We start from the raw sequence: 14,811 nt of genomic DNA, 5'->3' as shown, positions 1-14,811 counted from the left end.
CACCGCAAAACCGCCCATCAACCCACCTTGGGTAATGGAGCTGGGTGCAGCGCTGGGCATCAAGGCCTAGCCGGCACTGGTAGCCCTGAAGGTCGCCGTACACATCTAAAGCCTGGCGCAGTCCTTGTGGGAGCGGCCTTGTGTCGCGAAAAGGGCTACGAAGCAGCCCCAGATTTTCAGATTCGCTACTTAGATTGCCGGGGCCGCTTTGCGGCCCTTTCGCGACACAAGGCCGCTCCCACAGAACGAGGTCTGCTCAGACACTTTTAGCAGGCGCCACGGCCAACTCCACACGCTCACTCTTCTTGATAACCGCATACACCACCGCTGTCACCAGGCTACCCGCCACAATCGCCAGCAAATACAGCAACGCATGGTTGATCGCGTTGGGGATCAACAACACGAACAAGCCGCCATGCGGCGCCATCAGCTTGCAGCCAAAATACATCGACAACGCCCCGGTCAGCGCACCACCGGCGATACTGGCCGGGATCACCCGCAACGGGTCCTTGGCGGCAAACGGAATCGCCCCCTCGGAGATGAAACACAGCCCCAGCGCCAGCGCCGCCTTGCCCGCCTCGCGCTCGCTCTGGGCGAACTTGCGCCGGGCCAGGAAGGTGGCAATACCCAAGCCAATCGGCGGCACCATGCCGGCGGCCATGGTCGCCGCCATTGGCGCGTAGCTCGACGAGGCCAGCAGCCCCACCGAGAACGCATAGGCGGCCTTGTTGATCGGCCCGCCAAGGTCGACGCACATCATGCCGCCCAGCAACAGCCCCAGCAGGATGGCATTGGTGGTGCCCATGCTGTCGAGGAAGTGCGTCAGGCCTTCGAGCATCGCCGCTACCGGCTGGCCGACCACGTAGATCATCACCAGGCCGGTGAACAGACTGGCCAGCAATGGAATGATCAGGATCGGCTTGAGCGCCTCCAGGCTGCTGGGCAAGCGCGCCCATCGGGCAATGGCCTTGGCACTGTAACCGGCGAGGAAACCGGCGACGATGCCACCGATAAAGCCGGCCCCCAAGGTGCTGGCCAACAGGCCGCCGATCATGCCCGGGGCCAGCCCGGGGCGGTCCGCGATGGACCAGGCGATATAGCCTGCCAGTAGCGGAACCATCAGTTTGAAGGCGGCTTCACCGCCAATCTGCATCAACGCCGCCGGCAAGGTGCCCGCCTCTTTGTAGGCCTCGATACCGAACACGAACGACAGGGCAATCAGCAGACCGCCGGCCACCACCATCGGCAGCATGAACGACACACCGGTCAGCAAGTGCTTGTACACGCCGGTTTTCTCGCCCTTGGCCGGCGTGGTCGCCGCTGCAGCGTCGGCAGCGTTTTCCACCGTGGCCTGCGCCAGGGCTTTGTCCAGGGTAGCGCGGGCCTGCTTGAGGGCAATGCCAGTACCACAACGGTAAATACGTTTGCCGGCGAAACGTGCAGTGGGTACTTCAATGTCGGCGGCCAGCAGCACCACGTCCGCCGCTGCGATGGCTTCAGCAGACAAGGGATTGCGCGCACCGACCGAGCCCTGGGTCTCGACGGTCAACTGGTAGCCCAGTTGCTGTGCGGCTTGCTGCAAGGCTTCTGCGGCCATGAAGGTATGGGCTACGCCGGTCGGGCATGCAGTGACGGCAACGATGCGGGTGCCAGCACTGCCAGTTGCGGCAGGGGTGCCTGTCACTGCGGCCAGCAGTTCGGCGTTGGCCGCCGCTTCGTCGAGAAAGCCTTCGCGATCAGCCAGCGCCTGGGACGGCGTGCTTTGGTACAGGCGCTTGCCGACGAAGCGGGCCAGGTCCACCGGCCCGGTGCTGACCACAAGCACCCAGTCAGCCTCGGCGATCTGTGCGGCGCTCAGTTGCCGCTCGGGGTGTTCAGTATTCTGCACTTCGACGCTGGTGCTCCAGCCGCGACGCTGGGCGGCGGCGGACAGCAAGCGTGCACTCAGTACACTCGATACCTGGCCATTGGGGCAGGCGGTGACTATGGCAATGTTCATCGGCAACCCTCTTGTTGTTCTGTCAGTTGCACGGCCGCTTCCAACTGCGCCAGGTGCTCGCGGTCATGGATGCCGAAGCCAACCTGGGTAACGGCCTGGGCGGCGATGGCAGTGGCCCGGGTCAACGTCTGCGCAGGCGCCTCGGCCAGCAGCAGGCCGTGGACCATGCCGGCCACCAGCGAATCCCCCGCCCCCACCGTGCTGGCCACCCGCACCTTGGGTGGGCGGGCCTGCAGGGCCAGATCGCGACTGAACCAAGTGACGCCCTGTTCGCCCGCAGACACCACCACGTGTTCAACGCCACTGTCCAGCAGGCGCTTGGCGGCGGCGCGCTGTTGCGCCAGGTTATCCACAGCCAGGCCCAGCACTTCGCCCAGTTCTTCGGTATTGGGCTTGACCAGCCAGGGCGCGCTTTGCAAGCCGACACGCAGGGCTTCACCACTGCTGTCCAGGACTACCTTGAGGCCTTGGGCCTTCAACCGTTCGAGCAACTGGCGGAACCAGTCGGCACTGATTCCACGCGGCAGGCTACCGGCCACCACCACGGCATCGTGACCGGGGGCAATCTGTTCAAGCCTGTGCAGCAAGGCACTGCGTGCCGCCTCGTCGACCTCCGGGCCCTGCCCGTTGATGTCGGTCACGCGGCCATCGGCCTCGACCAGCTTGATATTGCTGCGGGTTTCGCCCGGCACACGGACAAAGCAGTCGATAAAACCGCGGCCGTCGATCAGCGCCTCGAAGGGCTGCAGATTGTCGGCCCCCAGGAAACCGCCCACGGTTACGCTGTGCCCTAGGTCGGCCAGTACCTGAGCAACGTTCAGCCCCTTGCCCGCAGCGTGACTGTGCTGCGCCTGGCTACGGTTGACCTGCCCTGGGCGCAGAGTGTCCAGGCCGATGGTGATATCCAGCGCAGGGTTCAGGGTGAGAGTGAGGATCTTGGCCATTCAGTAACGCTCCACCAGCGCGCGAACTGCTGCGGCGCTGTCCTGTTGCAGGGCCTCGCGCGCCAGGGCGCGGGCTGTCTGATGATCGGCCTGGCGAACCAGTGCCTTGACTTCGGCGATGCTGCGCGCGGAGACGCTGAGTTCGTCCACGTCCAGCCCCAGCAGCACGGCCACCGCCTGCGGGTCGGCTGCCAGCTCGCCACACACGCCCACCCACTTGCCGTGGGCATGGGCGGCGCGCACGGTCATGTCGATCAGGCTCAATACCGCCGGGTGCAGGCCATCGGCCTGTGCCGAGAGGCTGGGGTGGCCACGGTCGATGGCCAAGGTGTATTGAGTCAGGTCGTTGGTGCCGATGCTGAAGAAGTCCACCTCGCGCGCCAATTGCGCTGCCAGCAGGGCCGCTGAAGGCACCTCGACCATAATGCCCAGTTGCAGGTCGGCTACCGGGATTTCTGCACGCAGGCGCTCTACCATGGCCCGAGCCTCACGCCATTCGTGCACCTGGCCAACCATGGGGAACATGATACGCAACGGGCGCTGGTCGGCAGCCCGCAGCAACGCGCGCAACTGGTCTTCCATCACTTGCGGGCGCTGCAGGGTCAAGCGCACGCCGCGCACGCCGAGGAAGGGATTTTCCTCGGCAGCGATCGGCCAGTAAGGCAACGGTTTGTCGCCGCCAACATCCAGGGTGCGCACCACCAGCGGGCGCCCATCGAGGCCATCGAGCACGCGGCGGTACTCGGCTTCCTGGGTAGCCACATCCGGCGCTTGAGGGTGGGCCATGAAAATCAGTTCGGTGCGCAGCAGGCCGACACCTTCGGCGCCCTGCTCCACCACCTTGGCGATGCCGTTGCTATCGCCGATGTTGGCAAACACCTCGACGGCATGCCCATCACGGGTGATAGCCGGCTCGAAGCGGTTGGCCCAGGCGGCCTGCAGGCGTTGCTCGCGCAGGTCACGCTCGGCCAGCGCCCGCTGCAGCTCATCCGCTGGCGGTGCGACGCTGACCATACCACGCTGGCCATCGAGCAGCAGCGGCGTACCACTCTCCAACAGCAGTATCGATGCACCCGCGCCGACCACTGCTGGTATGCCCAACGCCCGGGCGACGATGGCACTGTGGGCCGTGGCGCCGCCCTGGGCCGTGACAATGCCGGCAACCCGGTTGGGGTCCAGGCGAGCGACATCGGATGGACCGACTTCGGTCATCACCAGCACATAGGGTTGCTCGGGTTCAGCCTGCGCCTGCACACCACACAACTGCGCCAGCACGCGGCGGCCAATATCGCGCAGGTCGGCGGCGCGCTCGGCGAGCAGCGCATCGTGCAACGCCTCTTGCTGACGGGCCGCAGCTTCGATCACGGCCATCCACGCGGCCGCAGCGCTTTCGCCCTGGGCCAGGCGCTGTTCGACATCATCGGTCAGGGCCGGGTCGGCAAGCATTTCCTGGTGGGTGACGAAAATTTCGCCAATGGCCTTGTCGCTGCGCAGGACCAAAGCCTGCAGTTCGCCGTTGACGGTAGCCAAGGCTTCGCGCAATTTCTGCCGCTCCACGGCGCACGATTCACCCCGCAAGGGATAGTCGAACTCACGCTCGACACAGACATGCGCCGGGCCGCTGGCAATGCCGGGGGCGGCGCCCACACCCTGGATACGGCTGCCGGCCGCTGGTGCTTGCAGTACTTCGGGTACGTCATCGGCAATGGGCGCGACGCTCTGCGGTAGCGGTTCTACCTCTTCACCCAAGCCTTGTTCGATAGCAGCCAGCAGCACCGGCAAGGCATCGGCAGCGATGCTCGGTTCGGCGACCAGTTCCAGTGCCTGACCACGGCGTGCACCGAGGCTGAGCAGCTTGCTCAGGCTCTTCACCGATACGGCTGGCTGCGCGCTATCGACCAGGCGCACACGGATTTCCCCATCAAAGCCTTTGGCCAGTTGTGCAAGCACCTTGGCCGGGCGCGCATGCAAGCCATGTGGATTGGCCAGCACGACACGTGCGCTAGGCCAGTCCGCCGGCGCTTCACCGCCCAGCACTTCCAGTACCGCACGGCTGCTGGTGGCCTGGTAGAGCATCTGCCCGCGGCCTTCGATCAGCACTTCGCACAGACGCTCGAGCAGGGCCTCGTGAGCGGCCCCAAGGCTGGCCAGGCAGAACAGACCGTTGAGCGGCTGGTCGCGGTAACGCAGCGGCTGCTGCGGGGTGATGAAGGCGAGGCCGGGCTGACGAACCTGGCGCTCGCTGTGCAGCCACCACAGACCCTCACCCAGCGGCAGCGGCTCGGCCTGCTGCAGCACGGCGGCAAAGCCACTGTCGACACAGTCGGCACGTTGCAGCAGGCGGGCACCGCGCCAGGCCAGTTCGTCGAAGTCTTCTGCCGGCACGTTCAGGCCGACCAGCTGCGCATCCAGCGCCAGCGCCTGGGGCGCGCCCTGCAGCAGCTTGAGCAGCGCTTCGGCAGAGCTGGCCCGGCGCAAGGCTTCGGCCAGGTCGGTCTCGCCCAGCGCCCGGGTCAACAGCTGCAGCAGGCGCAGGTGTTCGTCGGAGCGGGCGGCAATACCAATGGCCAGGTAGACCATTTGCCCTTCACCCCAGTCTACTCCCTCGGGGAACTGCAGCAGGCGCACGCCAGTGGCATACACCAGGTCACGTGTTTGCGGCGTACCATGGGGAATGGCGATGCCCTGGCCAAGGAACGTGGAGCCTTGTGCTTCCCGGGCCTGCAGCCCTTGCAGGTAACCCTCGGCGACCAGACCGTCCGCAACCAGCCGATCCGCCAAAAGGCGCAATGCCTCGGCCTTGTCGGCGGCCTTCTGGCCCATGGCTATCTGCTCATTGGCGAGCTCGAGCATGACCTTCTCCTTTTGCAGTTCCCGTTCGGGTACTGGAGTATTGTTGTGAAATTCACATAAAGGGCCAGTTCAGCAGCCGTGCGCAGGTGGCAGCCGAGGCAGAAAATTCGGCAGCTGAAACGTTTAATCTGACCAGGCGGCCACGTTACTCGATAATCTGCCCAGTAAAAAGCCCCATCCTGTCGGACAATTGCGACAATGGTCGTCTGCGCGTGATGCCTGTACCGGGTCAAACTACCCGGTCTGGCCTTACAGGCAGCCCCGGAAATAACAAGGAAAATTCGGTGAAACTCAGCGATATCGCCCGTCTGGCCGGTGTGTCCGTGACCACTGCCAGCTACGTCATCAATGGCAAGGCTGAACAGCAGCGCATCAGTAACAGTACTGTCGAGCGGGTACGCGCGGTGGTCGAAGCCCACGGCTTCACCCCCAACCCGCAGGCTGCTGGGCTGCGCAGCCGGCATACCCGCACCCTGGGCTTCATTCTCCCGGATCTGGAGAACCCCAGCTACGCCCGCATTGCCAAGCAACTGGAGCAAGGCGCCCGCGCCCGCGGCTACCAGCTGCTGATCGCCAGCAGCGACGACCAGCCAGACAGCGAGCGCCAACTGCAGCAACTGTTCCGTGCGCGCCGATGCGATGCGCTGTTCGTTGCCAGTTGCCTGCCCCCAGAAGATGGCAGCTACCGCGAGCTGCAGGACAAAGGCCTGCCAGTGATTGCCATCGACCGCCGCCTGGACCCCGCACATTTCTGCTCGGTGATCAGCGACGACCGCGATGCCAGCCGCCAGCTGGCCGCCAGCCTGCTCACCTCGGCCCCACGCAGCATCGCCCTGATAGGCGCGCGCCCCGAGCTGTCGGTTAGCCAGGCGCGTGCCGGCGGATTCGACGAAGCCCTGCAAGGCTATACCGGCGAAGTGCGCCGCTATCAGGGCGAAGCATTCAGCCGTGAGTGCGGCCAACGCCTGATGCAGCAACTGATCGACGACCTGGGGGGCCTGCCGGATGCTCTGGTGACCACTTCGTACGTGCTGTTGCAGGGCGTGTTCGACACCCTCCAGGCGCGCCCGGTCGACTCGCGCCAACTGCAGCTGGGTACCTTTGGCGACAACCAGTTGCTCGACTTCCTGCCGCTGCCGGTCAATGCCATGGCCCAGCAGCATGGCCAGATTGCCGCCACTGCGCTTGAACTGGCACTGGCCGCCATCGAGGAAAAACGCTATGAACCCGGCGTGCACGCCGTTGGCCGCACCTTCAAGCAACGCATCTCAGCGGCCTGAACATGCGCCTGATCGACACCCACACCCACCTGGACTTCCCCGACTTCGACGCCGACCGTCCGCGCCTGCTGGCCAACGCGGCGGCTCGTGGGCTGGAGCGAATGGTGGTGCTGGGGGTGTACCAGGCGAATTTCCAGCGGGTGTGGGAACTGGCTTGCGCCGAGCCGCGCCTGTTCGCCGCGCTTGGCCTGCACCCGGTCTACCTCGACCAGCATCGCCCTGAGCACCTGGTGCAACTGCGCGAGTGGCTGGAGCGCCTGCGCGACAACCCGCGGCTATGTGCCGTAGGTGAGTTTGGCCTGGACTATTACCTCGCAGACCTTGACAAGACCCGCCAGCAGGCGCTGTTCGAAGCGCAACTGCAGATGGCTTGCGACTTCGAACTACCGGCCCTGCTGCACGTGCGCCGTAGCCATGCCCAGGTGATTGCCACACTCAAGCGCTACAAGCCAGCGCGGGCGGGGGTGATTCATGCATTTGCCGGCAGCTACGAAGAGGCCCGCGAGTACATCAAGCTGGGCTTCCTGCTGGGGTTGGGCGGTGCGGGTACCTGGCCGCAGGCGCTGCGGCTGCGCAAGACTCTGGCGCGGCTGCCACTGGACAGTGTGGTGCTGGAGACTGATGCACCGGACATGGCACCGGCGATGTACCCGGGGGTACGCAACAGCCCGGAGCATCTACCGGAAATTGCCACGGCGCTTGCGCACGTGATGGGGCTGGATGTCGAGGTGCTGGCACAGGCCAGCACCCGCAATGCTTGCACGTTGTTTGGCTGGTAAAACTCGGGGGGCCGGGATTCCCGTGGGATGCGATTGGCCCCGAATCAGACCAGCACGGTCCACAGCGCGAACCCGGCATACCACAGCACTGCACAGCGCAACAGCAATTCCCACAGGCTGTCCAGCCGCCCCAAACCGCGCTGGCTGTCCTCTTCCTCGGGAATGTCATCGGCAATCCGCCCCACCCGAGCCACCAGGTGCCCGGCGCTGATGTGCCAGTTGAGCACCTCGTGCAGCATCACCCGTGTCACCGCGAGGAAGTTGCCCACCAGGGCAAAGCTCAACGCCAACGCCCGCACCGGCAACCAGTCCATGATGTGCCGCAACTGCTCGGCACGCGCCTTCAAAGCCGGCTGCTTGCTGTGCTCACTACACAGCGCCAACAATCGATAAGCCAGCGCAGCGCCAGGGCCCAGTACGAAATACCAGAAGATCACCGCAAAAAAGCCCTGGTACACCTGCCACAGCAAGTTACCCTGCACCCGCACCAGCAAGCTGTGCGGTTCATCGGCCACCAGGCCCAGGTCGCGCTCGGCCGCGTGCAGCGCCGCCTGATCGTCTCCCCGCCGCCAGGCATCACGAAACGCCCCCAACGATGCCTTGGCATCGCCGCGGCCCAGGCTGTAGATCAGCACCAACAGGTGCACCGGCAACGCCAGCAAACCATAGGCCACCGGCTCCAGCACATGCAGCAGCAACACCAGCAGCGCTACCGGTGCCAACACCAGGATGGCCAACGTCCACCATGGGTGCACCTTGCCGTTGCGTTCCAGACGCACCAGTTCGCCAAGAAAGAACCCGTCGCGCTGCACCTGATGGCGCAGGGCCGAAAACTTCTCGACCCACAGCGCCAGCAACAACACCAGAAAACTCATGCCTTGTCCTCATTGTGCTGCAGCGCCTGGCGGTAGCGCGGCCAGTCGAAGGCCGGGCCGGGGTCGGTCTTGCGCTGCGGGGCAATGTCGCTGTGGCCCTGAATGCGGTTCAGGTCGATGGCCGGCCAGGCACTGCGGATGTGCCGGGTGAGTTGCTCCAGCACCGCATACTGGGCATCGGTATAGGGCAGGTCGTCGGTGCCTTCCAGTTCGATGCCGATGGAAAAGTCGTTACAGCCTTCGCGCCCGTCAAAGCTCGACACACCCGCATGCCAGGCACGGTCATGCAACGACACGAACTGCGTCACCGCGCCGTCACGCTCGACGAACAGGTGCGCCGACACGGTCAGGTGGGTGATGCTGGCAAAATACGGGTGCTCATCAGGGGCCAGGTGGTTCTGGAAGAATTGCTGCACCTTGCCCGTGCCGAAACAGGCCGGGGGCAGGCTGATGTTGTGGATCACCAGCAGGGAAATCGATTCGCCTTCGGGGCGCGCATTGAAGTTCGGCGAGGGGCAGTGGGTGATTCCGATTCCGTGGAACCAGCCAGTGGCACGGTCCAATTGCATGGGCAGATCCTGAAAAACGCCGTGAACATGCCCACAGTATGCCCTGCGGCCAACGCCGTGTGCATGTGAATGATTGTAATGGGTCTGCCTATTGCGCCTGCCCTTGCCGCAAGCTCTCAAGTACCGCCTCCAGCGCCCGTTCGAACAACAGGCGATCATCCAGTACGCGCACTTCGTGCCGCTGCAGTGCCTGGGCCAGGCTGGCGCTGCTCCACTCGCGCACTTTCATGCCGGTGCGGTTGGCGAACACCAGCCTGTCACTGCTGTCGATACGCGCGACCAGCTTGCAGCGCAGTGGTTCATCCTCGTCGAGCACCTCGACCCAGGTGCCGATGCGCAGGCGTTGCGCCTGGCGCAGCGCTGCAGCCTGCCCGTCGGCAGCGTGCAGGGGCACGCAGGCGGGCTCTTCGGCAATCGTCAGCACAATCTCTTCAGCCACCCGCACGTCGCCCAAGGATTGGCCCTCCCCCCCCGGCAGCGCCTCATTACCTGCGCAGGCCCGCAGGTGCAACTGTTCCAGTTGCAGGAAGAACTCGCGGGTCGCCACCGCGTCCAGGGCTACGCTGGCCAGGCCATCGCGCAGCGCCTTGAGCAGGCCTGGCACCTGCTGCAGCAAGGCTTGTGGCTCATGTGGCGGCGTGATGCTGGCCAGCAGCATGTCCATCGTCTGCACTGCGTCGTGCCAGGCCTGTGAGGCCTCGCCCTGTTTCAGCCAAGCCAGCAGCAGTACCTGGCTCCAGGCCTGCACCAGCATTTGCACCACCACCTGCGGCAGTACCCGGCCACGCAGGCGCTGGTTGAGCACGTGCTGCACCTGCTGCCTGGCCTGCATTGCCCGGGCACGGCCTTCTTCGGCGTCGCGAGTGCGTTGCTCCAGCAACTCGTTACGTCGCCGTTCGTCCTGATTGAATGCCAGGAAGTCGTCGAGCAAATCGGCGAACAGGCTGGCATCGTCGGCAAAATCATTGAGCAGGCGCTGGACGATCCGCTCTACCCGCATGTGCAAGCTGTCACGCTGGCACTCGCTGCCGCACTCCCAGCCAATCGCGGCGCCGGCGATTTCGTTGAGCAAACGGCGCGCCGGGTGGCTACTCCGGCTGAACAGCCCCTTGTCCAGTAGTGCCACCTTGAGCAGGGGAATATGAAGGCGCGTAATCAGCGCCCGCAGGCTGGCCGGCAGGTTGTCGTCGTTGTGGATGAACGCGAACAGCAGGCCAACCAGGTTGATCATGTCTTCGTCAGCCACGTGAAGGCGCCGACGCGTGCCGCTGCGCACACTCACCCGCAACAGCAGTTGCTCAAGCTGCTGGCCGAGCTCGAAGTCATCGGCCTCGTAGGTGGCGGGCACATAGCGCTGCAAATGCGACAGTAGTCGGAGCAGGTCGGCGGTACTGATCGGCTGGGCGGCAGCCACCGCGTGCAAGCGCGGAGCGAACTGCCCGCGCACCGGCGCCAGCAGTGCCTGCAACGAGGCAAACAACGCCTGCCCTGCGGCGTCCGCCCCCTCCTCCTGGCCAAGGTTCGCCGGCCCGGGTCGCACACGCATGCGCCGGTCTTCGGCACGCCGGCGCGGCGCCGGTTGCAGCTCGGGCAGTACGCCGGCAGCGGCCAGCAACTGGTTGGCTTCGCCATAGATCACATCGGCATCACGCAGCACATAACGCTCGAACAGCTTCAGCAGCACCAGTTTGACCCGCAGGCCAACGCCCAGATTACGCCCGGCCTCGAGGAAGTAACGACACAGCGCGGCTGGCCCCAATGGGTTGTGCTGCTCGTACAGGGGGCGGTCGAGCAATGCCTGCAGGCGCAGACCCAGTTGCTGCAGGGCAATGCCATCGCGTGACAGCACCCGCGCCACCATGCTCTCGATGGCGGCGGCCCGCTCCATTTGGGCCTTGTTGCGCGGGTTGCCCGGCTCGACCAGGTTTGCCAGGAAGTCGACCTGGCCGGCTCGGAGGAAAGCATCATGGAACGTATCCAGAAAACCACGCTCGATGCTCTTGCGCTTCAGGCGCAGGTCACGCATGGCTTCGAAGTACAGGTTCTGGTCACTGCGGTCAAAGGCCTTGTCGGCCATTTCGAAGAGCGTGTCATCGGCATTGTCGAACAAGTCCTGCAGGCCCTGACGCAACTGCAACGCGGCCTTGTCGCGCACCTGCAGCAACACGACCGGAAGGCAAGGATGAGGCGTACGCCCCCCTCGGTCGATGGCTGCCGCCAAGGGCACCACCTTGCCTTCTTTTTGCATCCTGGACTCCTTGCAGGGTGTCTTGCCCGAAAGGGCTGGAAAATCGTCAAAGCCATGGCGCCAAATACCAGTCACCATTATCGGTAAAAAATCGCATAGCTACCAGCGCCGTTTCGCTGGCTGGCTAATGACCCTGATCGGCTCCGATTACTCACGACGTCCGACCAAAGGTCAGCGCCAAGGCGGCTGTACACACCGGCCCCCTGCCCTATAATCGCGGGCACCTAGCTTGTGGAGCCGACCATGCCGAACCTACGCCTTGCCGACCTGACCGCTGAAATTGAAGCCAACGTGCGCCGCGCGCTGTTGGAGGACATCGGCAGTGGCGATATCACCGCGCAACTGATCCCGGCCGAGCGCCTGGCCAAGGCGACCATCATCACCCGTGAAAACTGCGTGGTCGCCGGTACCGCCTGGGTCGATGCCGTATTCCGCCAGCTCGACCCGCGCGTTGCAGTGCACTGGCAGGTGGCCGACGGTGAGCAGGCCACTGCCAATCAGCCGTTGTTCCACCTGGAAGGCCCGGCCCGTTCGCTGCTCAGTGGGGAGCGCAGCGCACTGAACTTCCTGCAGCTGCTGTCGGGGGTCGCCACCCGTGCGCGCTTCCTCGCCGACCTGGTAGCCGGCACTCAGGTGCGCCTGCTGGACACCCGCAAAACCCTGCCGGGGCTTCGCCTGGCGCAAAAATACGCAGTGACCTGCGGTGGGTGCGACAATCACCGCATAGGCCTGTACGACGCCTTCCTGATCAAGGAAAACCACATCGCCGCCAGCGGCGGCGTAGCCGAGGCGGTGGCCGCAGCACACCGCATTGCGCCGGGCAAGCCGGTGGAAATCGAGGTCGAAAGCCTGGACGAACTGCGCCAGGCGCTGGCCGCTGGCGCGGACATCATCATGCTCGACGAGCTGAACCTGGAAGAAATGCGCGAAGCCGTGCGCATTACCGCGGGCAAAGCCAAACTTGAAGCCAGCGGCGGGGTCAACGAAACGACCCTGCGGGTGATCGCCGAGACAGGGGTGGATTACATCTCGATTGGTGCCATGACCAAGGATGTGAAAGCGGTGGACCTGTCGATGCGACTGAGCCTGTGAGCTGATAGCAGACAATAAAAAACCGGCGCTTGGCCGGTTTTTTATTGGGGGCGCTTTGCACCCCTTTTTCTCAGATCAGAACGAGGCGTTGGCCAAACCGTCCAGGTAGCGCTCGACATCCAGCGCCGCCATGCAGCCCGCACCGGCCGACGTGATGGCCTGGCGGTAAACGTGGTCAGCCACGTCGCCAGCGGCAAACACACCCTCGACGTTGGTCGCGGTGGCGTTGCCTTCGCGGCCACCGTTGACTACCAGGTAGCCGTCTTTCAGGGTCAGCTGGCCTTCGAACAGCGAAGTGTTCGGGGTGTGGCCAATGGCGATGAACACGCCGTCGACCTTGATTTCGTCGCTGCTGCCGTCGTTGTTCTTCAGGCGTGCACCGGTTACGCCCATGTTGTCACCCAGCACTTCGTCCAGGGTGGCGTTGAGCTTGAGCTCGATCTTGCCTTCGGCCACACGGGCGTTCAGCTTGTCGACCAGGATCTTCTCGGCGCGGAAGGTTTCGCGACGGTGTATCAGGGTCACTTTGCTGGCGATGTTGGCCAGGTACAGTGCCTCTTCCACGGCAGTGTTACCACCACCGACCACGGCGACCGGCTTGTTGCGGTAGAAGAAACCGTCACAGGTGGCACAGGCCGAAACACCCTTGCCCATGAAGGTTTCTTCCGACGGCAGGCCCAGGTAGCGAGCGCTGGCGCCAGTGGCGATGATCAGCGCATCACAGGTGTACTTGCCGCTGTCACCCTGCAGGGTGAACGGCTTGTTGGCCAGGTCGACAGCGTTGATGTGGTCGAAGACGATTTCGGTTTCAAAACGCTCGGCGTGCTCTTGCATACGCTGCATCAGAGCCGGGCCGGTCAGGCCGTGGGGGTCGCCCGGCCAGTTGTCGACTTCGGTGGTGGTGGTCAGCTGGCCACCCGCCTGCATGCCGGTGATCAGCAGCGGCTTGAGGTTGGCACGGGCGGCGTACACCGCAGCGCTGTAACCGGCAGGGCCGGAACCGAGAATGATGACGCGCGAATGACGTACTTCAGACATGTCGAACTCCTGTCGAGCGGGCCGCAGGGCCGGCATCGGTGTACCGGCTGCGCCAGCCAAGAAATTAAAAAGGACCCACGCAGCACTTGGGGAAGGCTAAAACGCGCAGGCCCGCAAAGCGAAAAGTTGAGCGCACTGTAGCGAGGTCGCAAAGATTAAGGAAATATCCTTAGACAATCCACCTCATAGGCATCGCCTATGCTGCGATTTCATCGATAAACAAGCCCCGGGCGCTTTTGTTACATCCCGTTTCCCGCCCACGGCGTGCCTTTCGTCGGCGCGGCAAACTCGGTAAGGTCAGCGCGTTTTCCTTCTCTGCGGAGTCTCTAGATGCAAGCCCCTGTCCTCTCTGGCCCCCAATACCTGCGCGAAGGCCTGAAACTGGTGCTGAGCCCCAACCTGCGGTTGTTCGTGCTGCTGCCTCTGGCGGTCAACCTGTTGCTGTTCGGTGGCCTGATCTACTTCGCCGGCCACCAGTTCGGCCTGTGGCTCGATGCCCTGATGCCCACGCTGCCTGACTGGCTGAGCTTCCTCAGCTACATCCTCTGGCCGCTGTTCGTTGCCTTGCTGGTGCTGATGGTGTTCTTCACCTTCACCTTGGTGGCCAACATCATTGCCGCGCCGTTCAACGGTTTTCTGGCGGAAAAGGTCGAGGTGGTAGTGCGTGGCGAAGACACCTTCCCAGCCTTCAGCTGGGGCGAGCTGGCAGCCATGGTACCGCGCACCTTCAGCCGCGAAATGCGCAAGCTGGGCTACTTCCTGCCACGCGCCATCGGCCTGTTCATCCTGTCGCTGATCCCGGTGGTCAACGTGGTGGCTGCGCCGCTGTGGCTGATCTTCGGCGTGTGGATGATGGCCATCCAGTACATCGACTACCCGGCGGACAACAACAAGATGAGCTGGCAGGACATGCTCGCCTGGCTGCGGCAGAAGCGCTGGCAGAGCCTGGGCTTTGGCGGCATCACCTACCTGGCGCTGATGATTCCAGGCGTGAACGTGCTGATGATGCCGGCGGCGGTGGCCGGGGCTACGTTGTTCTGGGTGCGGGAGCGGAGCTGATTCCTGGGCCGTGTGCGATTGACATGAATGGCGCGGGCCCCTGTGGGAGCGGCCTTGTGTCGCGATAGGGCCGCA

The 14,811-nt window shown here is 64.3% G+C and carries 11 protein-coding genes; 4 read left to right on the top strand and 7 right to left on the bottom strand.

Going from position 1 to position 14,811, the window contains the following annotated elements:
• Positions 1–256: 256 nt before the first annotated feature.
• The 3 genes from ACF8Q6_RS25785 to ptsP are packed head-to-tail and all read right to left on the bottom strand — an operon-like array spanning position 257 to position 5,796.
• On the bottom strand, positions 257–1,999 hold the full coding sequence (locus ACF8Q6_RS25785) for a PTS fructose-like transporter subunit IIB (RefSeq protein WP_392491975.1): 1,743 nt from the start codon (positions 1,997–1,999) through the stop codon (positions 257–259).
• The gene (gene pfkB / locus ACF8Q6_RS25780) at positions 1,996–2,943 is read right to left on the bottom strand and encodes a 1-phosphofructokinase (RefSeq protein WP_088513040.1); all 948 of its coding nucleotides are present in this window, start codon (positions 2,941–2,943) and stop codon (positions 1,996–1,998) included. The genes ACF8Q6_RS25785 and pfkB overlap by 4 nt, the downstream gene beginning before the upstream one ends.
• Positions 2,944–5,796, bottom strand: coding sequence for a phosphoenolpyruvate--protein phosphotransferase (ptsP, locus tag ACF8Q6_RS25775; RefSeq protein WP_392491973.1), 2,853 nt, complete (start codon positions 5,794–5,796; stop codon positions 2,944–2,946).
• A gap of 284 nt (positions 5,797–6,080) precedes the next feature.
• On the opposite strand from ptsP, the gene cra reads away from it, so the two are divergent.
• Positions 6,081–7,076 (top strand): catabolite repressor/activator, encoded by a 996-nt coding sequence (gene cra, locus ACF8Q6_RS25770; RefSeq protein ID WP_392491971.1) that lies wholly within the window; start codon positions 6,081–6,083, stop codon positions 7,074–7,076.
• A 2-nt stretch (positions 7,077–7,078) separates the two neighbouring features.
• Positions 7,079–7,855, top strand: coding sequence for a TatD family hydrolase (locus ACF8Q6_RS25765; protein ID WP_019750469.1), 777 nt, complete (start codon positions 7,079–7,081; stop codon positions 7,853–7,855).
• A 44-nt stretch (positions 7,856–7,899) separates the two neighbouring features.
• Here ACF8Q6_RS25765 and ampE read toward each other — a convergent pair whose 3' ends face one another.
• The 3 genes from ampE to ACF8Q6_RS25750 form a co-directional block, all read right to left on the bottom strand.
• The gene (ampE, locus tag ACF8Q6_RS25760) at positions 7,900–8,730 is read right to left on the bottom strand and encodes a regulatory signaling modulator protein AmpE (RefSeq protein ID WP_014589705.1); all 831 of its coding nucleotides are present in this window, start codon (positions 8,728–8,730) and stop codon (positions 7,900–7,902) included.
• Positions 8,727–9,299 carry a 1,6-anhydro-N-acetylmuramyl-L-alanine amidase AmpD gene (gene ampD, locus ACF8Q6_RS25755; protein ID WP_392491970.1) on the bottom strand — a complete coding sequence of 191 codons (573 nt, stop codon included), beginning with the start codon at positions 9,297–9,299 and terminating at the stop codon, positions 8,727–8,729. The genes ampE and ampD overlap by 4 nt, the downstream gene beginning before the upstream one ends.
• 88 nt (positions 9,300–9,387) lie before the next feature.
• Positions 9,388–11,547 carry a DUF1631 domain-containing protein gene (locus ACF8Q6_RS25750; protein ID WP_392491968.1) on the bottom strand — a complete coding sequence of 720 codons (2,160 nt, stop codon included), beginning with the start codon at positions 11,545–11,547 and terminating at the stop codon, positions 9,388–9,390.
• A 243-nt stretch (positions 11,548–11,790) separates the two neighbouring features.
• Here ACF8Q6_RS25750 and nadC point away from each other — a divergent pair, with 243 nt between their 5' ends.
• Complete coding sequence (nadC, locus tag ACF8Q6_RS25745; protein WP_012051209.1) at positions 11,791–12,639, top strand: carboxylating nicotinate-nucleotide diphosphorylase; 849 nt, start codon at positions 11,791–11,793, stop codon at positions 12,637–12,639.
• Between the two features lie 75 nt (positions 12,640–12,714).
• Here the strand turns inward: nadC and trxB are convergent, their stop codons facing one another.
• Positions 12,715–13,677, bottom strand: a complete 963-nt coding sequence (gene trxB, locus ACF8Q6_RS25740) for a thioredoxin-disulfide reductase (RefSeq protein WP_392491966.1) — start codon at positions 13,675–13,677, stop codon at positions 12,715–12,717.
• Between the two features lie 330 nt (positions 13,678–14,007).
• Here trxB and cysZ point away from each other — a divergent pair, with 330 nt between their 5' ends.
• Positions 14,008–14,736: a sulfate transporter CysZ gene (gene cysZ, locus ACF8Q6_RS25735; protein WP_004575866.1), complete on the top strand. Its 729-nt coding sequence runs from the start codon at positions 14,008–14,010 to the stop codon at positions 14,734–14,736.
• Positions 14,737–14,811: the final 75 nt, after the last annotated feature.

The organism is Pseudomonas sp. GLN_2 (assembly GCF_043106005.1).
Taxonomy (GTDB): domain Bacteria; phylum Pseudomonadota; class Gammaproteobacteria; order Pseudomonadales; family Pseudomonadaceae; genus Aquipseudomonas; species Aquipseudomonas alloputida.
The sequence above is the reverse complement of the archived record's forward strand: the minus strand, read 5'-3'. Positions and strand labels throughout refer to the sequence as shown.

Coding starts and splice junctions, on each gene's coding strand:
- ACF8Q6_RS25785 (WP_392491975.1), bottom strand. CDS start 1,999: ATGAACATTGCCATAGTCACCGCCTGCCCCAATGGCCAGGTATCGAGT.
- pfkB (WP_088513040.1), bottom strand. CDS start 2,943: ATGGCCAAGATCCTCACTCTCACCCTGAACCCTGCGCTGGATATCACC.
- ptsP (WP_392491973.1), bottom strand. CDS start 5,796: ATGCTCGAGCTCGCCAATGAGCAGATAGCCATGGGCCAGAAGGCCGCC.
- ACF8Q6_RS25765 (WP_019750469.1), top strand. CDS start 7,079: ATGCGCCTGATCGACACCCACACCCACCTGGACTTCCCCGACTTCGAC.
- ampE (WP_014589705.1), bottom strand. CDS start 8,730: ATGAGTTTTCTGGTGTTGTTGCTGGCGCTGTGGGTCGAGAAGTTTTCG.
- ampD (WP_392491970.1), bottom strand. CDS start 9,299: ATGCAATTGGACCGTGCCACTGGCTGGTTCCACGGAATCGGAATCACC.
- ACF8Q6_RS25750 (WP_392491968.1), bottom strand. CDS start 11,547: ATGCAAAAAGAAGGCAAGGTGGTGCCCTTGGCGGCAGCCATCGACCGA.
- nadC (WP_012051209.1), top strand. CDS start 11,791: ATGCCGAACCTACGCCTTGCCGACCTGACCGCTGAAATTGAAGCCAAC.
- trxB (WP_392491966.1), bottom strand. CDS start 13,677: ATGTCTGAAGTACGTCATTCGCGCGTCATCATTCTCGGTTCCGGCCCT.
- cysZ (WP_004575866.1), top strand. CDS start 14,008: ATGCAAGCCCCTGTCCTCTCTGGCCCCCAATACCTGCGCGAAGGCCTG.